Raw genomic sequence first — 23,280 nt, forward strand, 5'->3', positions numbered from 1 at the left:
CGTCGTCACCCATGAGTGGGCCGCTCATTTGTACAGCAGGTACTCCTTGCGCATCCGCCCGAACGCCGCCAGCTCCTGCTGCCAGCCCGCCACCACGTCGTCGGCGGCCGCGCCCGCGTCGATCATCGTGCGGACCTGGGTGGAACCGGTGAGCTTGTCGATCCAGTTGTCGGAGCGCCAGGCGAAGCCGCTCCAGACCTTCTTGGCGGTCACCAGCAGGGCGATCCCGGTGCGGACGGGGTCGAAGGCCGCGCGGTCGTGGACGTGGATCTGCACCCCGCCGACGGTCTTGCCCTGGAACTTGGAGAACGTCGGCGCGAAGTACGCCTCCCTGAAGTGCACGCCGGGGAGCCCGAGTTCGTTGGCCGCCTCGGCCCAGCGCCGGTCGATCCCCTCCGCGCCGAGCAGTTCGAAGGGGCGGGTGGTGCCGCGTCCCTCGGAGAGGTTCGTGCCCTCGAAGAGGCAGGTGCCCGAGTACACGAGAGCGGTGTCCGGCGTCGGCATGTTCGGGCTCGGCGGCACCCAGGGCAGGCCCCAGGCGTCGTAGAACGCGGACCGCTTCCAGCCCGTCATCCGTACGGTCTCCAGGGTGACCGGAGTGGTGAGGAACTCCCCGTTGAACAGTCCTGCCAGTTCGGCGACGGTCATGCCGTGCGCCTGCGAGATGGGCTGCCGTCCGACGAAGGTGGCGAACTCCTTGTGCAGTACGGGCCCTTGGGCCGAGCGGCCGGTCACCGGATTCGGCCGGTCGAGCACGACGAAGCGCTTGCCGGCGAGCTGGGCCGCCTCCATGCAGTCGTAGAGGGTCCAGATGTAGGTGTAGAAGCGGGCGCCCACGTCCTGGATGTCGAAGACGATCGTGTCGACACCGGAGGCGGTGAAGATGTCGGCCAGTGGCCGGCCGCTCTTGAGGTACGTGTCGTAGACGGGGAGACCGGTCGCCGGGTCGTCGTAGCGGCCTTCGGAGCCGCCGGCCTGCGCGGTGCCGCGGAAGCCGTGTTCCGGGCCGAAGACGGCCCGTAGGTTCACCCGTTCGTCGGTGTGCATGACGTCTACGATGTGGCGGACGTCGCGGGTTACGCCGGTGGGGTTGGTGACGATGCCGACGCTCTGGCCTCGCAGGGATGCGTAGCCGCTCGCGACGAGGTTCTCGAAGCCCGTGCGCAGGCGGTGGGGGGCCGCTGAGGCCGGGGGCGCGGCGGAGAGTGCGGTTGCTGCCGTGGTCGCTGCGAGGAGAGCTCGTCTGGATAGGCGCATGGGGTGCACGTTAAGTGCTCCCGCCGGTTGTGGGGAGGGTGCCGGTCGTGTGCGGCTTGTCGCGCCCGCGCGGCGGAGCCGCACGTGGATACGGCCCCGCGCCCCTGAGCGGCGTCGCAGCGCCCTTCCCTGGTACATACCGACCGGTTAGTCTGGCGCTCGTAAGGGAGCCGCAGTCGAAGGAGACCGATGGTGGAAGCCGTGCAGGGTGCCGGAGTCGTCGTTACCGGGGCTGGGGGTGGCATCGGCGCGGCGCTTGCCCGGCGGTTCGCCGCCGGAGGGGCGCGTGTCGTCGTCAATGACCTCGACGCCCGCAAGGCCGAGGCCGTCGCCGAAGAGATCGGCGGCATCGCGGTCCCCGGCGACGCCTCCGCGATCATCGCGGACGCCCGGGACGCGCTCGGCGGTGCCGTCGACGTCTACTGCGCCAACGCCGGTGTCGCCTTCGGCGGCGACGCTCCCGGGCAGCCGCTCGACGAGAAGGCCTGGTCGACGTCCTGGGACGTCAATGTGATGGCACATGTGCGTGCCGCGAACGCGCTGCTCCCGGCCTGGCTGGAGCGCGGCAGCGGACGCTTCGTCTCCACCGTCTCCGCCGCCGGCCTGCTCACCATGATCGGCGCGGCGCCCTACGCCGTCACCAAGCACGGCGCGTACGCCTTCGCCGAGTACCTGTCGCTGACGTACCGGCACCGGGGGATCAAGGTGCACGCCATCTGCCCGCAGGGCGTGCGCACCGACATGCTGGACGCCACCGGCAGCGCGGGTGACCTGGTGCTCAAGCCCACCGCCATCGCGCCGGAGGACGTGGCGGACGCCCTGTTCAAGGGGATGGAGGAGGACCGCTTCCTGATCCTGCCGCACCCCGAGGTCGCCGCGTACTACCAGGCGCGGGCCGCAGAGCCCGACCGCTGGCTGGCCGGCATGAACCACCTCCAGCAGAAGTGGGAGGAGGCCCGGTGACCGGCTCCCGTTACGCCGCCAAGCCCTGGCTGGCCCTGCTGAACGACGCCCAGCGTGCCCCGGTGGCCCCGGACGACTCCCTCGTGCACGCCCTGCGCCGGGTGGCCGCCGAGACCCCGGAGCGCGTCTTCCTCGCCTACTTCGACGGCCGGCTGACCTACCGCGAGGTCGACGAGCTCAGCGACTCCGTCGCCGGGCACCTCGCCGCGCGCGGCCTGGAGCGCGGCGACCGGGTCGCGGTCCTGCTACAGAACTCCCCGCACTTCGTACTCGCCGTGCTCGGCGCCTGGAAGGCGGGCGCGGTCGTCGTGCCCGTCAACCCGATGTACAAGGCGGGGGAGGTCGCGCACGTCCTGCGGGACGGCGACGTGGCCGCGCTGATCTGCTCCGACCGGGCCTGGGAGTCGTATCTGCGCGAGACGGCCGCCGACTCGCCGGTGCGGATCGTGCTCACCGGGTGCGAGCTGGACTTCCAGACCCGCGACGACGCGCGAGTGCTGACCTTCGAACGGCTCCCGCAGGCCGCGGACGCCGACGACCTCGCGGCGGTCGCGCGGGGCGGGCTCAAGGCGCCGGACGACCGTGCGCTCGGCCCGTCCGACATCGCGCTGATCAGCTACACGTCGGGCACCAGCGGCACGCCCAAGGGCGCCACCAACACGCACGGCAACATCATGTACAACGCCGAGCGGCAGCGCACCGGCCTCGCTCTCCCCGAGGCGCCCGTCTACTTCGCGTTGGCGCCGCTGTTCCACATCACCGGGATGGTCGCCCAGTTCGCCGCCTGCCTGAACAGCGCGGGGCTGCTCGTGCTGGCGTACCGCTTCGAGGCGGGCGTGGTGCTCGACGCGTTCGCCGAGCACGGGCCGCACTACACCGTCGGCCCCTCGACCGCCTTCATGGCCCTGGCCGCCCACCCGGACGTCAGCCGCGAGCACTTCGCGTCCTTCGTCAACATCTCCTCCGGCGGTGCCCCGCTGCCGCCCGCGCTGGTGGAGAAGTTCCGGGCCGGCTTCGGGCCGTACATCCGCAACGGCTACGGCCTCACCGAGTGCACCGCCCCCTGCGCCGCAGTACCGCCCGGCCTGGAGGCCCCCGTCGACCCGGTCTCCGGGACGCTCGCCGTGGGCGTGCCGGGGCCCGAGACGGTCGTACGGATCGTCGACGAGCAGGGTGCGGAGGTGCCGTTCGGCGAGCAGGGCGAGATCCTCGTCCGGGGGCCGCAGGTCGTCCCCGGCTACTGGCGCCGCCCCGACGCGACCGCCGAGACCTTCCCCGACGGCGAGCTGCGCACCGGCGACATCGGCTTCATGGACGCCGAGGGCTGGCTGTACGTCGTCGACCGCAAGAAGGACATGATCAACGCGTCCGGCTTCAAGGTGTGGCCGCGCGAGGTCGAGGACGTGCTCTACACCCACCCGGCGGTGCGCGAGGCCGCCGTCGTCGGCGTGCCCGACGGGTACCGCGGAGAGACCGTCAAGGCGTACATCAGCCTCCGTCCGGGTGCCGAAGCCGACCCCGACGCACTCGCCGCGTACTGCCGGGAGAGACTGGCCGCCTACAAGTACCCGCGGCAGGTGGAGGTCCTGCCCGACTTGCCCAAGACGGCGAGTGGGAAGATCCTCCGTCGGGAGCTCCGTTCCCGCGCGAACGACGGCTAGACCACACACGGCAACACGGCAAGCGGAACATCTCGGAAGGGCAGGTGGCGGCACAGTGGCCAGGACGACGGACGGTGACGGTACGCCCGTCCCGCAGCGGCTGCTCGCCGCCGCCACCCGGCTCTTCGCCGAGCGGGGTTACGACCGCACCTCGGTGCAGGAGATCGTCGAGGCGGCCGGCGTCACCAAGGGGGCGCTGTACCACTACTTCGGATCCAAGGACGACCTCCTGCACGAGGTGTACGCGCGTGTGCTGCGCGTCCAGCAGGAGCGGCTCGACGCGTTCGCGGACGCCGACGAGCCCATCGAGAAGCGGCTTCGGGGTGCGGCGGCGGACGTCGTGGTGACGACCATCGAGAACCTCGACGACGCGATGATCTTCTTCCGCTCGATGCACCACCTGAGCCCGGAGAAGAACAAGCAGGTGCGCGCGGAGCGCCGGCGCTACCACGAGCGCTTCCGCGCGCTTGTCGAGGAGGGCCAGGAGACGGGCGTCTTCTCCACGGCGACGCCGGCCGACCTGGTCGTCGACTACCACTTCGGTTCGGTCCATCACCTGTCGACCTGGTACCGCCCGGACGGCCCGATGAGCCCGCAGGAGGTCGCGGACCACTTGGCGGATCTGCTGCTGCGGGCGCTGCGTCCCTGAGACCCCTGCTTCGGCCCTGAACGGGCCTCGTCCTCAAACGCCGGACGGGCTGGAAATCCAGCCCCTCCGGCGTTTGAGGAGCGGGGTCTGGGGCGGAGCCCCAGAAGGATGGGACGGGTAGGGGCGGCGGGGGCGAAACCATCCCACCCCCGCCACCGACTCACAGATACTTCTTCAACTCCCGCCGCGCCAGCGACCGCTGATGCACCTCGTCCGGCCCGTCGGCGATCATCAGCGTCCGCGCCCCCGCGTACAGCTCGGCCAGCGGGAAGTCCTGACTCACCCCACCCGCACCGTGCAACTGAATCGCCCGGTCGATGATGTCGACCACGGCACGCGGCGTGGCGATCTTGATCGCCTGGATCTCGGTGTGCGCACCCCTGTTGCCGACGGTGTCCATCAGCCAGGCCGTCTTCAGCACCAGCAGCCGCAGCTGCTCGACGGTCACCCGCGCGTCCGCGATCCAGTTGTGCACCACACCCTGCTGGCCCAGCGCCTTGCCGAACGCCGTGCGGGACACGGCCCTGCGGCACATCAGCTCGATCGCCCGCTCGGCCATGCCGATCAGCCGCATGCAGTGGTGGATCCGGCCCGGACCGAGCCGGGCCTGCGCGATGGCGAAGCCGCCGCCCTCCTCGCCGATGAGGTTGGCCGCCGGCACCCGCGCCCCGTCGAAGATCACCTCGGCGTGGCCGCCGTGGGAGTGGTCCTCGTAACCGAACACCTGCATAGCGCGCTTCACCGTGACGCCCGGGGTGTCACGGGGGACCAGGATCATGGACTGCTGACGCCGGATGTCCTCGCCGTCCGGGTCCGTCTTGCCCATCACGATGAAGATCTTGCAGTCCGGGTTCATCGCCCCGGAGATGTACCACTTGCGGCCGGTGACGACGTACTCGTCGCCGTCCCGCTCGATGTAGGTGGTGATGTTCGTGGCGTCCGAGGAGGCCACGTCCGGCTCGGTCATCGCGAACGCCGAGCGGATCTCACCGGCCAGCAGCGGCTCCAGCCACTGCTTCTTCTGCTGCTCGTCGCCGAACTGGGAGAGCACCTCCATGTTCCCGGTGTCGGGCGCCGCGCAGTTCGTGGCGGTCGGTGCCAGGTGAGGGGAGCGGCCGGTGATCTCGGCCAGCGGGGCGTACTGGAGGTTGGTGAGGCCGGCGCCGTACTCGGCGTCGGGCAGGAAGAGGTTCCACAGGCCCTGCCTGCGGGCCTCGGCCTTGAGCTCCTCCACCACGGCCGGGGTGTCCCACGGGGAGGCCAGCGCGGCCCGCTGCTCCTCGGCGACCGCCTCGGCCGGATAGACGTGCTCGTCCATGAAGGCCAGCAGTTTGGCGCGCAGTTCCTCGGTGCGTGCGTCGAACGCGAAGTCCATGTCCCGTCAGCCTTCCTGGATGCCTTCTTGAAGAGTGGTCAGGCCGTGCTCGATGAAGACCGGGACCAGGTCGCCGATGCGGTCGAAGCCGCGGCCGACCGTCTGGCCCAGCGTGTAGCGGTAGTGGATGCCCTCCAGGATCACGGCGAGCTTGAACCAGGCGAACGCCGTGTACCAGGAGACCGCGGAGACGTCGCGCCCCGAGCGCGCGGCGTACCGCTCGACGAGCTCGGCCGGCTCCGGGTGCCCGGCGGCCTCGGCGGTCGTGGAGACCGGGGAGTCGGGCGTGCCCAGCGGCATGCTGTACATGACCAGCAGGCCCAGGTCGGTGAGCGGGTCGCCGAGCGTCGACATCTCCCAGTCGAGGATCGCCTTGATCCGGTCGTCCTCGCCGATCAGGACGTTGTCGAGGCGGTAGTCGCCGTGGATCACCGTCGCCGTGGGGGAGGTCGGCAGCCGCCGGCCGAGCGTGGCGTGCAACTCGTCGATGCCGACCAGGTCACGGTTGCGGGAGGCGTCCAACTGCTTGCCCCAGCGGCGCAGCTGGCGGTCGAGGAAGCCCTCGGGGCGGCCGAAGTCGGCCAGGCCCACCGACGCCGGTTCCACGGCGTGCAGCTCGACCAGCGTGTCCACCAGCGACAGCACCGCGCCGCGGGTGCGCTCCGGGCCGAGCGGGGCCAGCTGGTCGGCGGTGCGGTACGGGGTGCCCTCGACGAACTCCATGACGTAGAACGGCGCTCCGAGCACCTCCTCGTCCTCGCACAGCAGCACCGGCCGCGGCACCGGCACGTCCGTCGGGTGCAGCGCGCTGATGACGCGGTGCTCGCGCTTCATGTCGTGCGCCGTGGCGAGGACGTGGCCGAGCGGAGGCCGCCGTACCACCCACTTCGAGGTGCCGTCGGAGACCGCGTAGGTGAGGTTCGACCGTCCGCCCTCGATCAGCCGGCCGGTCAGCGGACCGTGCACCAGACCGGGGCGCTCGCGCTCGAGCAGGCCGTGCAGCCGATCGAGGTCGAGGCCGGGCGGATGGTCGGGGCTCATACAGGCTCCTCAAGGCAGGACAAGTAGACCTGACTCATGATGCCGACCAGTCGGTATGTCGTCCAGTGCGCGGGCCGAACGTGATCGGGGCCACCATAGGACGACAGCTCCCCGAGCGGATCGCCGGGGAGCTGTCGGTGGCGCCTTCGCGGCCGGTACGGCGGTACGGACCGGGTCGTCGGACGGCCTCAGTGGTCGTCCCAGTGGCCGTCGTGCGCGGCGTGCCGGTGGCCGTCGTGGAGGTAGTCGACGTGGTCGCCGTGCCGGACGCTCTCGTGCCCGCACTCGGCGCCGTGCTGGTGGGAGTGGCCCTCGTGTGCGACATGCCCGCCCGACTCGCACTCGTCCCAGTGGCCGGCGTGCTCGCGGTGGAGGTGACCGTCGTGCGCGTAGTCGGTGTGGTCGCCGTGCGGGACCGCGGTGTGTCCGCAGGCGGGGCCGTGGGCGTGCGTGTGGGCGGGGTGTTCCGTGTGAAGGGTGGTCATGCTGCTCACCTTCGAAGGGGCGGGTGGTGACGTCGGACAGGCTGCCACGCGAACGCCGCATATCGGGGCATTCGGGTTGCGTGGCGTCCGGTCGCCCACGAGGGTCGGACCCATGAAGGGCATCAGCTACTCACGCTACGGCGGGCCCGATGTGCTCGCATACGGAGACGTGCGCGACCCCCGGGTCGGCCCCGACTCCGTGCTGGTCAAGGTGCGGGCGGCGGCGGTCAACCCGGTCGACTGGAAGTGTCGCGAGGGCTACATGGACCGGCTGGTGGAGCCGCTCTTCCCGGTGGTCCCGGGCTGGGACGTCTCCGGTGTCGTCGTGCAACCGGGCATGTCCGTCACCGAGTTCGCGGTCGGCGACGAGGTCATCGGGTACGTACGCGAGGACGTCCTGTCGCACGGCACCTTCGCCGAGTACGTCGCCGCTCCCGTGCGCACGCTGGCACGCAAGCCGCGCAACCTCACCTGGGAGGCGGCGGCGGGCCTGCCGCTGGTGGGGCTGACGGCGTATCAGGTGCTGACCAGGGTGCTCGAGGTCAAGCGGGACGAGACGGTCCTCGTGCACGCCGCGGCGGGTGGGGTGGGCTCGATCGCCGTGCAGCTCGCCCGCCATCTGGGTGCCAGGGTGATCGGTACGGCGAGCGCGCCCAACCACGACTTCGTCCGCGACCTCGGCGGTGAGCCGGTTGAGTACGGCGACGGCCTCACCGAGCGGGTGCGGGGGCTGGCGCCCGAGGGCGTGAGCGCGGCCTTCGACACGGTCGGGGGAGAGGCGCTGAAGGCGTCGGCGAACCTGCTCGCCCCCGAGGGCCGCCTGGTGTCGATCGCCGATCCGGACGTCGTCGACTACGGCGGCCGCTACTACTTCGTCCGGCCCGACGCCGAGGACCTGGCGCGGCTGGCCGAACTGGCGGAGCGGGGGGTGGTGACCGTGCACGTCTCGGAGACGTTCCCGCTGGAGCGGACGGCCGACGCCCACCGCCTGAACCAGGAGGGCCGCACCCGGGGCAAGATCGTGGTGACCGTGGACTGGGACACGGAGGAGACACCGGCCCTCGAGGGGATGTGGCAGGGGACGGACTAGGGGGGAGGGGCCCGGCCGGCTTCGGAAGAGGGCCCGGCGGTGTCCCGGCGCGGGGAAGCGGTCGTGGCCGGCCGCCGTCAGAAGAGCAGCGCGGCCGCGCACACCGCCGGCCCGACTGTGAGCAGGGCGGTGGCGGTCGCGTGCCGGGGTGGGAGTGCCTGGGGTTCGGCGGGGGGTGGCCGGCGAGGGCGTCGGCCTGGTCTCCTGCGGGCTGTCCTGCCGCGACACCCTGCGCCTGTGGCGGCGTGGGGAAGCGGTCGTGGCCGGCCGCTGTCAGAAGAGCAGCGCGGCCGCGCACACCGCCAGCCCGACTGTGAGCAGGGCGGTGGCCGTCGCGTGCCGGGGTGGCAGTGCCCGGGGCTCGGCGGAGGTGGACAGGGCGTGGATGCGGCGGTGTGCCAGGGCCAGGAAGCCCAGCCACAGCCCGCAGCACAGGGCGCAGACGATGCCGCCCGCCACCGACACCCCGCCGTGCAGCGAGGTCCGCACGGCGAGTACCGCGGCCACGGTGCCGGACAGCGTCGTACGGCGCCACGCGAGGCGCGTCCGCTCGGGCTGCAGTCCTGGATCCCGTTCCGGTTCCGCTGCGGCGGGTGCGTTCATCCCTCCCACCCGACGAGCACGACGAGGACCATCGCGACGGCCACCACAGCCACCACCAGGCTCAGCACCGCCGGGAACCGCGACACCGGCAGGTCCTCGCCCCGCCGCATCGCCCGCTCGCAGCGCACCCAGTGATTGACCGCGCGCAGCGAGCACAGCACGCCCGCCGCGAGCAGTGCGAGGGCCAGTCCGACCCGCCAGCCCCAGCGCAGGTCCGGCAGGAACTGGTCGACCGCGAAGCCGCCGCCGATCAGCGCGAGCGCGGTGCGCAGCCAGGCGAGGAAGGTGCGCTCGTTCGCCAGCGAGAACCGGTAGTCGGGGGTGGTGCCCTCCCGGCGGGCCTCCTGCGGCGCGAACCACAGCCTGACGTTTCGCACGAACTCGCTCACCCGACCGACCCTATCCGGGCGCCGTGCCGCGGGCTCAGCGGGCCGCCCGGTGGGCCCGGAGCCGCTCGTACGCCGCCAGCCCGTCCGGCACCCACTCCCACTGCGGGAGCAGCCGCTCGACCTCGGTCTCGAGCAGGAAGTCGTGCCAGGCGACCTCCTCCACCTGCGGGCTGACCGGAAGCTCGCAGCGCACCTCGTACACCGCCGACCACCACGTCTGCCCGGCTCCGTCGTCGTACAGGAACTTGAACAGGTACGTCGGGCGGGGCAGCCCGCTCACCCCGAGTTCCTCCTCGGCCTCGCGCAGCGCGGCGTCGTCGTAGGACTCGCCCGCGCCGACCACTCCGCCGACGAACATGTCGTAGCGGGAGGGAAAGACCAGCTTGGTGGAGGTGCGGCGATGGACGAACAGGCGACCGCGCGCGTCCCGGGCCTCGATGAAGACGCAGCGGTGGCGCAGGCCCCTGGCGTAGGCCTCGCCGCGCGGGGACTGCCCGACGACCCGGTCCTGCTCGTCGACGATGTCGAGGATCTCGTCAGCGCTGCTCATGGGGCCATCCAAGCAGGAGGCCCGGACGGGTCACTGCGCGGGCTGGAGAACCGCCGCAGGCTCCGGCAGCTTCGCCCCGCTCGGCATCGCCTTGTGCGTGCCGAGGAGGATGATGCCCACCACGATGCTCGCGAGCCCGGCGGCCTCCCACGCCAGCGCGCCCGCGTCGGTGCGCAGCCGGTCGCCGAGGAAGCCGACGCCGCAGAGGATGCCGGCCAGCGGCTGGGCGGCGGTCAGGGCGGGCAGGGACATGCGCAGGGACGCCGTCTCGAAGGCGCTCTGGACGAGGATCAGACCGGTGAGGCCGAGCGCCACCACGGCGTAAGGCTGCCAGCCGGTCAGGACCTCCGCCATGCCGCCCTCGGCGAACCGCTCCCCGGTCACCCGCGTCAGGGCGTCCTGCACGCCGTAGAGCAGACCGGCCGCGGTCGCGAGCAGCGCCGGACCGGAGCTGAGCCGGGAGCGCTTGGCGTACGCCGTGAGCAGCAGGGCCGCTCCGACCATGACGCCGATGATCAGCCAGTGCCGCATCGGACTGTCGCTGGCCGTGCCGCCGGTCGGCTGTCCGGCCACGATGAACGCCGTCACACCGCCCGCGAGCAGGGCGAGGCCCGTCCAGCCCTGTCGGCCGAGGGGTTTCTTGGTCTGGCGGCGCGAGAGCATCAGCGCGAACAGCAGGTTCGTCGCGAGCAGGGGTTCCACCATGGAGATCTCGCCCTGACCCAGCGCCATCGCGCCCAGCGCCATGCCGACCACCATCAGGCCGATGCCGCCCAGCCAGCGCGGCACCTTCATCAGGTCCAGGAGGATCCGCGGCGAGAGGAAGTCGCTCAGCGGAGCCTTCTGGGCCGCGTTCTGCTGCAGGACGAAACCGAATCCCAGACAGCACGCGGCGGTGACGGCGAGTATCAAAATCTGGAGCGACACGCTGCGTACCTCGAATCCTGCCGGGCGGACGGGGTGCGGTAAGGGCCGACTGTAGCGGCCCGGAGCCCGGCGTGCGCGTTCCCTCATCGTGCGGGCTGGAAACGGGAGCCGCTATGACGTACGCCACACACTGGCAATAAAACCGACATTGCGGACATGGTGAACGCCTCAACTGCCTCAAGAGTCACACGAGTTGACGCGTGTAACGCCTCGACGGCCCTTGACGCGAGCCATTGGCTCCGGGTTTGCTGTGCGTGATCGCTCGATGACTGTCCACATTCTGCACACAACAGGACCCGGAACGGTGTCCCCACCTCCGCCACCCCTCGGCCGCGGCCGAAAGCGCGCAGCAGCCCACGCCTTCGACGCGGCCCTCGACGACGCCGAGCTCGCCGCGGCCCGTGCCGCACTGGCCCAAGGCCGGTGGCAGTCGGCTCGATCGCTGCTCGCCCGTACCGGCGACGACTGGGACCGCAGAGGGCACCGCGTCACCGTCCTCGCCCAGGAGCAGTACAGCGCCCCCTGGACCCGCGACTGGCTGCTCGCCGAGCCGGACTCCGCGGACGCCGCCGTCCTGCTCGCCCTCGCCCAGGTGTACCGAGCCCTGCGCGGCAAGGAGAAACCGGTCCGGGCGCGTGAGTCCTGCCAGGCGGCCGTGACGCTCGCGCCGGCCGACCCCACCCCCTGGCTCGGCCTGCTCATGCTGGAGAGCGCCCTGGGCGCCGAGGCGGAGGTGCGGCGGCTGTTCGCCGAGGTCCGCGCCCGGTACCCCGACCACCACCACGCCCACCACGTGATGGTCGCCCGGCTTGCGGAGCATCGGTCCGGCACCGGCGCCGACCCGCTCCACGAGGTCTACGACTTCGCCATCGAGGCCGCCGAACGGGCCCCGGCCGACTCCCCGCTCGCCATCCTCCCGGTCATCGCCCACGCCGAGCGCTACCGCGTCCTCGCGGCGGCGGGACACGAGCCGCGCGACGCGGCCGCCTCCGGGCACTGGACCGGCCGGCGGGCCCGGCAGGTGATGCGGTCCGCCTTCGACTGGTGGCTGGAGTGGGAGCAGGAAGGCCACCCGCGCCGCCTGGTCGACCTGAACTTCCTCGCCCACGCCAAGGTGTGCGAGGGCCGGGGCGCCGAGGCCGCCGCCCTGTTCCACCGCATCGGCGAACACGCCACCCCGTCGCCCTGGTCGTACCCGGACCGCGACCCGTACTCCGCCTTCCGGATCGCACGCGACACCGCGCTCGGCACCACGTAACCGCACCAGTCACGCCCCGACCCCGACCGCACACCAGCACCCCCGACCCGACTAAGGACGGTCATCGATGACGACGGGCAGTTCCAGCACGAGCAGAGCCACCGCCGACGGCGGCGGCATCAGTACGTTCAAGGGGCAGGACCGGGCCCTGCGCGCCGACCGGCTGGGTACCACGGGCCTGCTGCTGTCGGTGCTCGCGGCCACCGCGCCCCTCATGGTCGTCGCGGGTGTCATGCCCACGACCTTCGGGGTGATGGGCATCCTCGGCCAGCCGCTGCTCTTCGTGATCCTCGGCGTCGTCCTCGCCCTCTTCAGCGTCGGGTACGCCGAGATGAGCCGGCACGTCCACAACGCCGGCGCCTTCTACGCGTACATCGCCCGCGGCCTCGGCGGCACGGCCGGCGCCGGCGCCGCGATGGTCGCGCTCGTCGCCTACAACGCGCTCCAGGTCGGTATCTACGGCATCTTCGGCTTCGAGGTCTCCGGGCTGTTCGCCACGTACCTCGACACGGAGCTCGCGTGGTGGATACCGGCGCTGCTCGCCGTGCTCGTGGTCGGCGCGCTGGGCTGGCTGAAGATCGACCTCAACGCGCGCGTGCTCGGCGTCCTGCTGATCATCGAGGTGCTCCTGGTCGTCGTCTTCGACGTCGCCGCCCTCGCCGACCCCGGCAAGGAGGGACTGTCGCTGCACGCCTTCAACCCCGACACCCTCAGCGGCGCGGGCATCGGCACCGCCCTGTGCTTCTGCGTCGCCGCGTTCCTCGGCTTCGAGCAGGCCCCCGTCTACGCCGAGGAGACCAGCCGCCCGCACGTCCTCGTGCCCCGCGTGATGTTCCTCGCCATCGGCGGCATCGCCGTGTTCTACACGATCAGCTGCTGGGCCTACACCGTCGCCGCCGGACCCTCGGCCATCGTCGGCACCGCGCAGGAACAGAGCGCCGGGCTGCTGTTCTTCCTCACCGAGGACCTCGTCGGCGGCACCTTCACCGACGTCCTGCACGTGCTGTTCGTGACCGGCATGTTCGCGGCGATGCTCAGCTTCCACAACGTCGTCGCGCGTTACGCCTTCGCGATGGGCCGCGAGGGGCTCCTGCCGTCCGCCTTCGGCCGCACCAGCAGCACGAGCGGCGCCCCCGGAACGGGCTCGCTGCTGCAGACCGCGGTCTCCCTCGTGGTCGTCGCCGCGTTCGCGTTCAGCGACGACAAGCCCACCGGCGACCCGACCGCGCCGGTCCTTCAGCTGTTCACCTGGATGGGCAACCTGGGCGCGCTGGGCGTCGCCGTGCTGATGGCCGCCGCCTCGGTCTCGGTCATCGCCTTCTTCGTGCGCCGCGGGGCCGCCGCCGCCCAGTTCTGGCGGCTGACCGCCTCCGCGCTCGCGGTCGTCGCGCTGGCCTTCATCGTCGTCTACACCGTCAAGGACTTCGACGTCCTGATCGGCGCGGGCCCCGACTCGTCCCTGAGCTGGGCGCTGCCCGCCGTCATCGCCGTCGCCCTGGTCGCCGGCGTGGTCCAGGGCCTGCTCCTGCGCTCGCGCGCACCCGAGCGGCACGCCCGCATCGGACTCGGCAACGAGGCCTTCCAGCTGGAGAAGGCGGCGGCCGAGACGCCGTAGCGGGAGAAGTGGTTACGGAACTCTGACGAGCACCCGCGATTCCTGGCCCCGCCGGGGTCGCGGGTGTTCGAATGAGGAGGTGAACCCCGAACAGCCCGAACCGAAGGACGAGGAAGAGGGCGAGCGGACGGGCAAACCCATCGGCCGCCGTGTCCTGCTCGGCACCCTGGGGCTGGGCGCCCTCGGCCTGGTCGCCGCCCCGAACCTCCAGCGCGGCCTGGAATCCTTCCTCGCGAGCGCGTCCGACAAGGACCCCACCGGCCTGACGGGCCTGCTGCCCAACGGCGGAGGCTTCCGCTACTACTCGGTGACCTCCTCCGTACCCCGCAAGGACGCCACCACCTATCGCCTCAAGGTCGACGGCCTGGTCGACCGCCCCGGCACCTACACGCTGGCCGACCTGCGATCCCTGCCGCAGACCCGGATGGTGCGCGACGTCCAGTGCGTCACCGGCTGGCGGGTGCCCGGCACGCCCTTCGAGGGGGTGCGGCTGTCCCGGCTCCTCGACGCGGCCGGTGTCCGCGAAGGCGCGGGAGCGGTGCGCTTCACCTGCTTCGACGGCGCCTACAGCGAGAGCCTCACCCTCGACCAGGCCCGCCGCGCCGACGTCCTCGTCGCCCTGCGCATGCAGGACAAGGACCTGAGCCACGCCCACGGCGGCCCCGTCCGCCTCTACGTGGCCCCCATGTACTTCTACAAGTCCGCCAAGTGGCTCTCCGGCATCACCGTCACCAAGGACGTGCGCCCCGGCTACTGGGAGGAACGGGGCTACGACGTCGACGCCTGGGTCGGCCGCTCGAACGGACGCGACGATGAGCCTACGAGTTGACGCACCCGGCCGGGCCGCCGACGTCCGGCGCTTCGGCCCGGCCACCCGCTGGGTGCACCGGACGACCGCCGCGCTGATGGGCGTCTGCGTGGTGACGGCGGCCTGTCTGTACATCCCGCAGCTCGCCGAGCTCGTCGGCCGCCGCGAGCTGGTGGTCCGTATCCACGAGTGGGCCGGCCTCGCCCTGCCCGTGCCCGTCCTGGCCGGCCTCGCCTCCCGGCTGTTCCGCGCCGACCTGGGCTTCCTCAACCGCTTCGGCCCGCACGACCGGGTCTGGCTGCGGGCCGCCCTGCGACGCGACAAGCGGCGGTCGTCCAGGCCGGCGGGGAAGTTCAACGCCGGGCAGAAGATCTACGCGGCCTGGATCGCGGGTGCGACGCTGGTGATGCTCGGGACCGGGCTCCTCATGTGGTTCACGCACCTCACGCCCCTGGAGTGGCGTACGAGCGCGACGTTCGTGCACGACTGGCTGGCGCTCACGATCGGAATCGTCCTGGCCGGGCACGTCGGGATGGCGCTAGGGGATCCGGAGGCCCGCCGCGGCATGCGGACCGGGGTCGTGAGCCGGGAGTGGGCCGAACGGGAGCACACGCGTTGGCGGCCTTGACCAAGTGCCCCGCGGGGGTGCCGCGACCGGTTCTCCGGGGTCTGCGGTGCCGCCGTAGCTGGTCGCGCAGTTCCCCGCGCCCCCTTCGGGCGGGGTCGGACCGCAGCTGACTTCGGCAGGCACGTCCGCTGCGACGACCGTGAAGGCCGTCGGCATGCCGACCTCGATGCCGGCGTGCCGTACGGTCACGTCGGCCGGGCCCGGTTCCAGAGGCGGCACGACCGCGGAGAGCACCAGGCGGTCGGCCGACTCCGACTTCACGGCCGGTACCTGCCGGCCTCCGATGCTCACGACCGTGCCCGTCTCCAGCTCGGCAGGGTCGAAGAAGGCGTCCGCCACCTCGATCCCGACCACCTCACCGGGCTTCGCCTCCCCGTCGCCGCCCGTGTCCACGCCGCTGATCCGGTAGTCGCAGGCCGGTGCGCCGTCCGCCGAGGGCTTCAGCCGCACGGTCGCCCCGGGATGGCGCCGGTGGAAGTCGAGCAGCCCGCCCAGGACGGTCCGCACGGCCCGCCCCTTGCAGGAGCCGGCCCCGTCCGCCGACGCCGTGTGGTCCCGCAGCGCCTGCCCCCAGCTGCCGCCCTCACCCTGCACGGCGAGACAGGCGGTGGCCAGACCGCGCAGCAGCGTCCAGTCGGTGTCGGCCGGGGTCCGGGGGATCGTGTTCAGCGCGCCGCGGCACCGGGCGGGGTCGCCCAGCAGGTCGTAGACGCTCGCCGGGTCCGGGATGCCGTCGGTGTCCGGTGAGCCGGGGCCGGGCGGGAGCCAGGCCGGGATCTCCAGGACCTTCTTGCTGACCGAGGGACTGGGGGAGGGGCTCGGAGGCGCGCTCGGCGTGCCGCCGGTCCTCGGCTGGGCGGGCGTGCCGGTGGACGCGGGCGCGCCGACGTGCCCGTCGGGGCGCTGCCGCGGCGGCTCGGAGGAGTCGCCGGCCGGGTCGGTCGGCAGCCTGCCGGCACCGGCCGTCGGGCCGGCGGTGACGATCGGGCCCCCTCCGCCCCTGCCGTCCGCCGTGCCACCCCCGTCATCGGTGAAGGCGACGGTGGCCACCGCCACCGCCCCCGCGACGAGCAGCCCCGAGATACGCATCCCGAGGGAAACCGCCATGACGCCCCCCGAAGTCCACGCCCCCGACGGCTGAGACAGCGTCAGGGGTCACCTCATCATCGGGCCGAAGGCGCCCTCCGGGAAGCCACTCCAAGTGATCGTCAGTGCGATTTCCGACACTCGGCCGCGCGGAAGTTCAGCCCCCGAAGTCCAGCAGCACCTTGCAGGACCGGCTTCGGTCGGCCGCCAGCGCGAACGCCGACTCGGCCTCCCGCACCGGTACCACCGCGCTGACCAGGCCGTCGAACGACGCCTCGGCCGCGAGCAGTTCCAGCGCCGCGTCGAACTCGGTGTCGAAGCGGAACGCCCCGCGCAGCTCGATCTCCCGGCTCACCACGAGGTTCCCCGCGAACGGGCTCAGCCCCGGCGGCAGCATCCCCAGCTGCACCACGACACCGCCGCGCCGCACCAGCCGCAGACACGCGTCCAGCCCCGCGGCCACCCCGGACGCCTCGATCGCCACGTCCACCTCGCCAGGCCACCCGGCGTCGTCCGGATCGTCCGCCCGTACGACGGTGTCGGCGCCGGCGGTCCGCGCGAACTCGAGGGCCGCCGGGAGCAGATCGGTCACCGTCACGTGGGCGGCGCCGGCCGCCTTCGCCGCCGCGACGACCAGACAGCCGATGGGCCCGGCACCGGTGACCAGAACCGACCGCCCGGCCAACTCCCCGGCCCGGCCCACCGCGTGCAGCGCGACGGACAACGGCTCGGCGAGTGCCGCCCGCCGCAGGCCGAGGCCGGCCGGGAGCGGTCGCAACTGGCCGGCGGGGACGGCGATCCGGGCGGCGAAACCGCCCTGCACATGCGGGAAGCGGGCCGCGCTGCCGAGGTAGCGGGTGTCCCGGCAGACGTTGCGGCGGCCCTGCGCGCACTCCGGGCAGAGTGCGCAGGGGGTGGCGGGGTGCACGGCGACGGCCGTACCGGCGGGGAGACCCGAGGCGCCGTCGCCGTGTGCGAGGACCGTGCCGACCACCTCGTGCCCGAGCACCATCGGCTCGCGCAGCCGGAAGTCGCCGACCCCGCCGTGCCGCCAGTAGTGCAGGTCGGAGCCGCAGACGCCGCCGTAGCGCACGGCCACCAGCGCCTGCCCTGGACCCGGGACCGGCACCGGCAGTTCCTCGACCCGCAGATCGTCCTGACCGTGGATCACACAACCGAGCATTCCCCGGGCCTCCTTCACAGCACGCTGGTCATGCCGCCGTCGACGTACAGCACCTGTCCGCTGACGAAGTCGGCGGCCGGGGAGGCGAGGAACAGCACCCCGCCCACCAGGTCCTCGGTACGGCCCCAGCGGCCGGCCGGGGTGCGGCGGCGCACCCAGGCGCTGAACTCCTCGTCCTCGACGAGGGGTTGGGTCAGCTCGGTCTCGATGTACCCGGGGCCCAGGCCGTTGACCTGGACTCCGTGGGCGCCCCAGTCGGCGCACATGCCCTTGGTGAGCATCTTCAGCGCGCCCTTGGTGGCCGCGTAGGGCGCGATGCCGGGGCGGACCACCTCGCTCTGCAGCGAGCAGATGTTGACGATCTTTCCGCGCCCGCGCCGCGTCATCCGGCGGGCCGCCTCACGGCCCACCAGGAACGCGCTGGTCAGGTTGGTGTTCAGGATGCGGTGCCAGTCCGTGTCCGTGAACTCCAGCAGGGGCGCGCGCAGTTGCATCCCCGCGTTGTTGACCAGGATGTCGAGCGGGCCCACCCGCTCCTCGACGTCCGCGATCCCGGCGGCGACCGACGGGCCGTCGGTCACGTCGAACGCGGCCGTGTGGACGTCGCCGGGGAGTTCTCCGGCGGCCTCCGCGAGGCGTTTCGCGTCGCGTCCGTTGAGGACCACCGTGCAGCCGGCCTCGGCCAGTCCCCGGGCCAGCGCGAGGCCGATGCCCCGGCTGGAGCCGGTGACCAGGGCCGTGCGGCCGCTGATGTCGAAGAGGGGGTGAGCCGTCATCGTCGTGTCCCTGAAGGAGTCGTAGCGGGTCGTGGCGCTAAATGACCAGCGAGAGCAGCAGGACCAGACCGCCCGCGACCACCGAGATGATCGTCTCCATGACGGACCAGGTCTTGACGGTCTGGCCGACGCTCAGCCCGAAGTACTCCTTCACCAGCCAGAATCCGGCGTCGTTGACATGGCTGAAGAACAGCGAGCCGGCGCCGATGGCGAGGACCAGCAGAGCCGCGTGGGTCGTCGACATGTCGGCCGCGAGCGGGGCGACCAGACCGGCCGCGGAGACCGTGGCCACCGTCGCCGAGCCCGTCGCCAGCCGGATCGCCACGGCGATCAGCCAGGCCAGCAGCAGCGCGGGGATCGACCAGTCCTCGGAGATGTCCAGGACCATCTGGCCGACGCCCGTGTCGATCAGCGTCTGCTTGAAGCCGCCGCCGGCCCCCACGATGAGCAGGATGCCCGCGATGGGCGCGAGGCCCTTCTCGACCAGCGGCGAGAGCCGCTCCTTGCCGAAACCGGCCGGCCTGAGCAGGGTGAAGATGCCGACGAGCACCGAGGCGAGCAGCGCGATCAGCGGCGAGCCGATGACGTCGAAGACCCGCTGGACGGTGTTCTCGGGGTCGTCGACGACGATGTCGACCAGTGCCTTGGAGAGCATCAGGACGACGGGCAGCAGGATGGTCGCCAGCGTGGCGCCGAAGCCGGGACGCTTCTCCAGGTCCTCCGAGGCACGCTGCGGGATCATCCGGTCCGGAGCCGGGACGTCCACCCAGCGGGCGGCGTACTTCGAGAAGACCGGACCGGCGATGATCACCGTCGGTATGGCGACGAGGACGCCGAGCGCCAGCGTCACACCCAGGTTGGCGCCGACCGCGTCGATCGCGACCAGCGGGCCGGGGTGCGGCGGGACCAGGCCGTGCATCACGGACAGACCGGCGAGGGCGGGGATGCCGATGCGCATCAGCGAGTAGTTGCCGCGCTTGGCGACCATCAGCACGACGGGGATCAGCAGCACGACGCCGACCTCGAAGAACAGCGGCAGACCGATCACCGAGGCGATCAGCACCATTGCCCAGGGCATCGAACGCCCGCTCGCCTTGGCGAGGATGGTGTCGACGATCTGGTCGGCGCCGCCGGAGTCGGCGAGCATCTTGCCGAGGATCGCGCCGAGCGCGATCAGCACGCCCACGCCCGCCACCGTGGTGCCGAGGCCGGTGGTGAAGCTGGCGATGACCTTGTCGAGCGGCGCCCCGGCGAGCGCGCCGAGCGCCAGCGATCCGAGGGTGAGCGACAGGAACGCGTGGAGCTTGAACTTGGTGATGAGCAGCACGATGACGGCGATGCCCGCCAGTACGGCGATGCCCAGCTGAGCGTGGCCGGCCGAGGTGATGGGCTCGACGGTGTCCGCTGCCAGCATCTCGACGCTGAGTCTGGTCACGGGTGTTCCCTTGCAGGTACGGGGGTTGGGGAGGGGTACTGCCGTGGGGGGTGGCGGTGAAGGTGGTGCGGGTGGTGCGGGGAAGTGCTAAGCGGCTGACTCGGGGAGCCGGTTCAGCGCTTCGACGGCCCGTTCGGTGATCTCCTCGGGGCTGCCGGCGACATCCACGGCGACTCCGGCCTCGTCGGCCTGGAGCGGCTGGAGCGTGGCGAACTGGGAGTCCAGCAGCGCGGTCGGCATGAAGTGCCCCTGCCGGTGCGCCATCCGGTCCTCGATGAGGGGCCGGTCACCGGTGAGGTGCACGAACACGACCCCGGGCGCCTCGGCCCGCAGCCGGTCCCGGTACGACCGCTTCAGTGCCGAGCAGCTGACCACCCCGCCGAGCCCGGCCCGCCCGTGCGCCCAGGTGCCGATGGCGTCGAGCCAGGGCCACCTGTCGGTGTCGTCGAGCGGGGTGCCGGCCGACATCTTGGCGATGTTGGCCGGCGGGTGGAAGTCGTCGCCCTCGGCATAGGGCACGCCGAGCCGGGCCGCGAGCAGGGGACCGATGGTGGTCTTCCCGGTGCCCGCTACGCCCATGACCACGACGACATGGGGGGTACTCATCGCTGCCTCACTGTCTGCTGTCCTCGTCGACACGTGATGTCGACGCAACTGAAGCTCATTAGGTACGACGAATTCAAGAGTGTGTGACATATAAGTCTGACTTTTTGAGATAGTGATCCACCCCGTACGCTGAGTGCATGACCACTCCGGGCCGGGGTCTGCACGGCCATGTACTCGAAACCCTCGGCCCAGCGATCACCGCGGGCGAGTACCCGCCCGGCAGCGTGCTGCGCACCGACGAACTGGCGCAGCGCTTCGAGGTGTCCCGCTCGGTGATGCGCGAGGCGGTCCGGGTCCTGGAGTCGATGCACCTGGTCGAGTCCCGCCGCCGGGTGGGCGTGACGGTCCAGCCCAAGTCCGAGTGGAACCTCTACGACCCCCAGGTCATCCGGTGGCGCCTGGCCGGCGCGGACCGTCCCCGGCAGCTGCGCTCGCTCACGGTGCTGCGCTCGGCGATCGAGCCGGTGGCCGCCGGTCTGGCGGCGAAGCACGCCACCGCCGAGCAGTGCGCCGAACTCACCCAGTGCGCGCTGGGCATGGTCGCCCACTCACGCGGCCACCAGCTGGAGGGCTACCTCGTCCACGACATCGCCTTCCACCGCGTCATCCTCAGCGCCTCCGGCAACGAGATGTTCGCGCGCCTGGGCGACGTCGTCGCCGAGGTCCTCGCGGGCCGAACGCACCACGAGGTGATGTTCGAGGACCCCGACCCGGAGGCGGTCACCCTGCACGTCCAGGTCGCGGAGGCGGTCCGCGCGGGCGACGCGGTGCGCGCCGAACACCTCACCCGCGAGATCACGGTCGGGGCGCTTCAGGAGCTGGACATCCTGGCGCCCTAGCGGCGACCTAGCTCAGGAACTCCCCGTCGACGTACACCCAGGCCCCGTCGACCCGCTCGAACCGGCTCCGCTCATGCAGCGAACCGCCCCGGAACGAGGCCCGGAAGGTCACCGTTCCGGTGGCGTGGAACGCCGAACCCTCGGTCGTCCCCAGGATCTCCAGCCCGGTCCACCGCATCCCCGGGTCGAGCTCCAGCCCCGCCGGACGCGTCCGCGGATGCCAGGTCCGCGACAGGTACGCCGTATCGCCTTTGACGAACGCGCTGTACCGGGACCGCATCAAGGCCTCCGCGGTGGGGGCGGCGGCGTCACCGCAGTGGTAGCGGCCACAGCAGCCGGCGTACGGGGCCGGGAGTCCGCAAGGGCAGGCGGTGCTGGTGGGGTCGGGCTGAGGACGTGGGGCGCGGCGAGACATGAGCACCATTATTTCGCGCCCGCCCGGGTCGCCGTCGCCACCACCGCGGCCGCCGCCGGCGCACACGGCCTGGCCGCTGACTACGCCTGCCAGCAGGCCCGGTTCGCCGCCACCGCCGCAGGCCCGCAGGACGCCGTCGAGCAGTACCGCGCGGCCGGTCCCACGGCCGAGGACGCCTTCGTCGCCCGCTGCGAGCGGCTGATCTCCGCCCTCAACGACAGCTGGATGACGAAGTGGACCTCGGAGTGGCTCAGGAAGCCCGGCCGCGCCTCAGGCCCCCGGCGGAAACGCGGGCTGCTCAGGGACCCGCAACTCCTGTTCCGGCAACGGCGGCAGCGCCCCCTGCTCCAGCCACGCCCGCAGCAGGTCGTCCACCGGCTCGGACGCGAACCGCCCGACATGCGCGTTGAACGCCGCCGTGGTCACCGCGTGCCCGCGATGCTGCCCGGCCCAGCCGCGCAGCATCCGGAAGAAGGCCTCGTCGCCCAGGGCACACCGCACGGCGTGCACCACGAGCCCGCCGCGCTGGTAGAGCCGGTCGTCGAACATCAGCTTGCGCCCGGGATCGGCCAGCCTGAGATCCTGCGGCTGCCCGGCGAGCACCCGGTGCGCCACCGCCGCGTGCTGCTGCGCGGTCCGCCCGCCCGAGCGCTCCGACCACAGCCACTCCGCGTACTTGGCGAACCCCTCGTTCAGCCATATGTGCCGCCAGTCGGCGATCGACACACTGTTCCCGAACCACTGGTGCGCCAGCTCGTGCGCGACCAGCCGCTCCCAACCCCGCGCCCCGTCCACATGGTTGGCGCCGAACAGCGACAACCCCTGCGCCTCGACGGGCACATCGAGTTCTTCCTCCGTCACGACGACGGCGTACTCCTCGAACGGGTACGGCCCGAACAGCTCCTGGAACAGCTCCATCATCGCCGGCTGCCGCGCGAAGTCCCGTGAGAACTCGGGCAGCAGATGCGCCGGGATGTGCCCGTGCTGCGGCACTCCGCCGGGCCCCGGATCCCCGAGCAGCACGGTCTGGTACTTCCCGATGGCCAGCCCGACCAGATAGCTGGACGTCGGCGCCGACTGCTCGTACACCCAGGTGGTCGTGCTCGCCTTCGTCGTACGGGTCAGCAGACGCCCGCCCGCCACCACCGAGTACGCCGACGGCGTGGTGACGGAGATCTGGTACGACGCCTTGTCGGCCGGCCGGTCGTTGCACGGGTACCACGACGGCGCCCCGATCGGCTGGCTCGCCACCAGCGCCCCGTCCTCCAGCTCCTCCCAGCCGAGCCCGCCCCAGGGGCTGTTCACCGGCTTCGGGTTGCCCGACCAGTGCACCTCCACCGTGAAGGCCGCCCCGGCGCGGATCGGCTTGGCGGGGCGCACACGCAGCCTGCCGCCGCGATGCGTGTAGTGCGGCTGCCGCCCGTCGACCCGGACCCGCCCGATCTTGAAGTCGGCCAGGTTCAGCACGAACTCGGTGAGCGGCACCCGTCCGGCGATGGCGTTGATCCGGGCCGTCCCCGCCAGCCGGTTCGGGCCCGGACGGTAGTCCACCGCGATCTCGTACCGGTGCACCCGGTAGCGCGGATCGCCGTGCTCCGGGAAATACGGGTCGGCGCCCGCCGTCTGCTGAACTGCCACTGC

24 protein-coding genes are annotated in these 23,280 nt (G+C 72.0%); 9 read left to right on the top strand and 15 right to left on the bottom strand.

Annotation, left to right across the window (positions count from 1 at the left end; all coding sequences use genetic code 11):
- Positions 1–24 precede the first annotated feature (24 nt).
- A complete protein-coding gene (locus ACIRD7_RS32025) occupies positions 25–1,257 on the bottom strand; it encodes an exo-beta-N-acetylmuramidase NamZ domain-containing protein (protein ID WP_403459065.1) in 1,233 nt (410 codons plus the stop codon).
- Positions 1,258–1,446: 189 nt separating this feature from the next.
- Between ACIRD7_RS32025 and ACIRD7_RS32030 the strand changes: the two genes are divergently transcribed.
- The 3 genes from ACIRD7_RS32030 to ACIRD7_RS32040 are packed head-to-tail and all read left to right on the top strand — an operon-like array spanning position 1,447 to position 4,530.
- Complete coding sequence (locus tag ACIRD7_RS32030; protein WP_403459068.1) at positions 1,447–2,220, top strand: SDR family oxidoreductase; 774 nt, start codon at positions 1,447–1,449, stop codon at positions 2,218–2,220.
- A complete protein-coding gene (locus tag ACIRD7_RS32035) occupies positions 2,217–3,881 on the top strand; it encodes a class I adenylate-forming enzyme family protein (RefSeq protein ID WP_403459069.1) in 1,665 nt (554 codons plus the stop codon). Before ACIRD7_RS32030 ends, ACIRD7_RS32035 begins: the two co-directional genes overlap by 4 nt.
- A gap of 55 nt (positions 3,882–3,936) precedes the next feature.
- The gene (locus ACIRD7_RS32040) at positions 3,937–4,530 is read left to right on the top strand and encodes a TetR/AcrR family transcriptional regulator (protein WP_403459072.1); all 594 of its coding nucleotides are present in this window, start codon (positions 3,937–3,939) and stop codon (positions 4,528–4,530) included.
- Positions 4,531–4,690: 160 nt separating this feature from the next.
- On the opposite strand, the gene ACIRD7_RS32045 is transcribed toward ACIRD7_RS32040, so the two are convergent.
- The 3 genes from ACIRD7_RS32045 to ACIRD7_RS32055 all read right to left on the bottom strand — a co-directional run bounded on the left by ACIRD7_RS32045 (position 4,691) and on the right by ACIRD7_RS32055 (position 7,431).
- A complete protein-coding gene (locus ACIRD7_RS32045; RefSeq protein WP_403459074.1) occupies positions 4,691–5,905 on the bottom strand; it encodes an acyl-CoA dehydrogenase in 1,215 nt (404 codons plus the stop codon).
- A 6-nt stretch (positions 5,906–5,911) separates the two neighbouring features.
- Positions 5,912–6,946 (bottom strand): phosphotransferase family protein, encoded by a 1,035-nt coding sequence (locus ACIRD7_RS32050; RefSeq protein ID WP_403459076.1) that lies wholly within the window; start codon positions 6,944–6,946, stop codon positions 5,912–5,914.
- A gap of 188 nt (positions 6,947–7,134) precedes the next feature.
- Complete coding sequence (locus ACIRD7_RS32055) at positions 7,135–7,431, bottom strand: hypothetical protein (RefSeq protein WP_403459078.1); 297 nt, start codon at positions 7,429–7,431, stop codon at positions 7,135–7,137.
- Positions 7,432–7,543: 112 nt separating this feature from the next.
- Between ACIRD7_RS32055 and ACIRD7_RS32060 the strand changes: the two genes are divergently transcribed.
- A complete protein-coding gene (locus ACIRD7_RS32060; protein WP_403459081.1) occupies positions 7,544–8,521 on the top strand; it encodes an NADP-dependent oxidoreductase in 978 nt (325 codons plus the stop codon).
- Between the two features lie 273 nt (positions 8,522–8,794).
- Here the strand turns inward: ACIRD7_RS32060 and ACIRD7_RS32065 are convergent, their stop codons facing one another.
- The 4 genes from ACIRD7_RS32065 to ACIRD7_RS32080 are packed head-to-tail and all read right to left on the bottom strand — an operon-like array spanning position 8,795 to position 10,990.
- Positions 8,795–9,124: a DUF202 domain-containing protein gene (locus ACIRD7_RS32065; RefSeq protein WP_403459084.1), complete on the bottom strand. Its 330-nt coding sequence runs from the start codon at positions 9,122–9,124 to the stop codon at positions 8,795–8,797.
- Positions 9,121–9,513 (bottom strand): YidH family protein, encoded by a 393-nt coding sequence (locus tag ACIRD7_RS32070; RefSeq protein ID WP_403459086.1) that lies wholly within the window; start codon positions 9,511–9,513, stop codon positions 9,121–9,123. Before ACIRD7_RS32070 ends, ACIRD7_RS32065 begins: the two co-directional genes overlap by 4 nt.
- Positions 9,514–9,547: 34 nt before the next feature.
- Positions 9,548–10,063: an NUDIX hydrolase gene (locus tag ACIRD7_RS32075; protein WP_403459088.1), complete on the bottom strand. Its 516-nt coding sequence runs from the start codon at positions 10,061–10,063 to the stop codon at positions 9,548–9,550.
- A 30-nt stretch (positions 10,064–10,093) separates the two neighbouring features.
- The gene (locus ACIRD7_RS32080; protein ID WP_403459091.1) at positions 10,094–10,990 is read right to left on the bottom strand and encodes a DMT family transporter; all 897 of its coding nucleotides are present in this window, start codon (positions 10,988–10,990) and stop codon (positions 10,094–10,096) included.
- 304 nt (positions 10,991–11,294) lie between these two features.
- Here ACIRD7_RS32080 and ACIRD7_RS32085 point away from each other — a divergent pair, with 304 nt between their 5' ends.
- From ACIRD7_RS32085 to ACIRD7_RS32100, 4 genes are all read left to right on the top strand, one after another.
- Positions 11,295–12,248, top strand: coding sequence for a hypothetical protein (locus ACIRD7_RS32085; protein WP_403459093.1), 954 nt, complete (start codon positions 11,295–11,297; stop codon positions 12,246–12,248).
- A gap of 67 nt (positions 12,249–12,315) precedes the next feature.
- Entirely contained in the window at positions 12,316–13,863 is a 1,548-nt protein-coding gene (locus ACIRD7_RS32090) for an APC family permease (protein WP_403459095.1), read from the top strand.
- Between the two features lie 79 nt (positions 13,864–13,942).
- Positions 13,943–14,692, top strand: coding sequence for a molybdopterin-dependent oxidoreductase (locus ACIRD7_RS32095; RefSeq protein WP_403459098.1), 750 nt, complete (start codon positions 13,943–13,945; stop codon positions 14,690–14,692).
- The gene (locus ACIRD7_RS32100; RefSeq protein WP_403459099.1) at positions 14,676–15,299 is read left to right on the top strand and encodes a cytochrome b/b6 domain-containing protein; all 624 of its coding nucleotides are present in this window, start codon (positions 14,676–14,678) and stop codon (positions 15,297–15,299) included. Before ACIRD7_RS32095 ends, ACIRD7_RS32100 begins: the two co-directional genes overlap by 17 nt.
- On the opposite strand, the gene ACIRD7_RS32105 is transcribed toward ACIRD7_RS32100, so the two are convergent.
- The 5 genes from ACIRD7_RS32105 to ACIRD7_RS32125 form a co-directional block, all read right to left on the bottom strand.
- Positions 15,210–16,406 carry a hypothetical protein gene (locus tag ACIRD7_RS32105; RefSeq protein ID WP_403459100.1) on the bottom strand — a complete coding sequence of 399 codons (1,197 nt, stop codon included), beginning with the start codon at positions 16,404–16,406 and terminating at the stop codon, positions 15,210–15,212. The genes ACIRD7_RS32100 and ACIRD7_RS32105 overlap by 90 nt on opposite strands.
- Positions 16,407–16,542: 136 nt before the next feature.
- Positions 16,543–17,568, bottom strand: coding sequence for an L-idonate 5-dehydrogenase (locus tag ACIRD7_RS32110; protein ID WP_403459101.1), 1,026 nt, complete (start codon positions 17,566–17,568; stop codon positions 16,543–16,545).
- Between the two features lie 14 nt (positions 17,569–17,582).
- Positions 17,583–18,344 (bottom strand): SDR family oxidoreductase, encoded by a 762-nt coding sequence (locus ACIRD7_RS32115; protein WP_403459104.1) that lies wholly within the window; start codon positions 18,342–18,344, stop codon positions 17,583–17,585.
- A 37-nt stretch (positions 18,345–18,381) separates the two neighbouring features.
- Positions 18,382–19,779 carry a GntP family permease gene (locus ACIRD7_RS32120; protein WP_403459105.1) on the bottom strand — a complete coding sequence of 466 codons (1,398 nt, stop codon included), beginning with the start codon at positions 19,777–19,779 and terminating at the stop codon, positions 18,382–18,384.
- Positions 19,780–19,866: 87 nt separating this feature from the next.
- On the bottom strand, positions 19,867–20,385 hold the full coding sequence (locus ACIRD7_RS32125; RefSeq protein ID WP_403459107.1) for a gluconokinase: 519 nt from the start codon (positions 20,383–20,385) through the stop codon (positions 19,867–19,869).
- 137 nt (positions 20,386–20,522) lie between these two features.
- On the opposite strand from ACIRD7_RS32125, the gene ACIRD7_RS32130 reads away from it, so the two are divergent.
- Positions 20,523–21,224, top strand: coding sequence for a FadR/GntR family transcriptional regulator (locus tag ACIRD7_RS32130; protein WP_403459109.1), 702 nt, complete (start codon positions 20,523–20,525; stop codon positions 21,222–21,224).
- A 7-nt stretch (positions 21,225–21,231) separates the two neighbouring features.
- Here the strand turns inward: ACIRD7_RS32130 and ACIRD7_RS32135 are convergent, their stop codons facing one another.
- Both ACIRD7_RS32135 and ACIRD7_RS32140 read right to left on the bottom strand, forming a co-directional pair.
- On the bottom strand, positions 21,232–21,639 hold the full coding sequence (locus tag ACIRD7_RS32135; protein WP_403459112.1) for a YchJ family protein: 408 nt from the start codon (positions 21,637–21,639) through the stop codon (positions 21,232–21,234).
- Positions 21,640–21,909: 270 nt separating this feature from the next.
- A complete protein-coding gene (locus ACIRD7_RS32140) occupies positions 21,910–23,277 on the bottom strand; it encodes a M1 family metallopeptidase (RefSeq protein WP_403459113.1) in 1,368 nt (455 codons plus the stop codon).
- Positions 23,278–23,280 lie beyond the last annotated feature (3 nt).

It is taken from the genome of Streptomyces sp. NPDC093568, assembly GCF_044764945.1.
Lineage (GTDB): Bacteria > Actinomycetota > Actinomycetes > Streptomycetales > Streptomycetaceae > Streptomyces.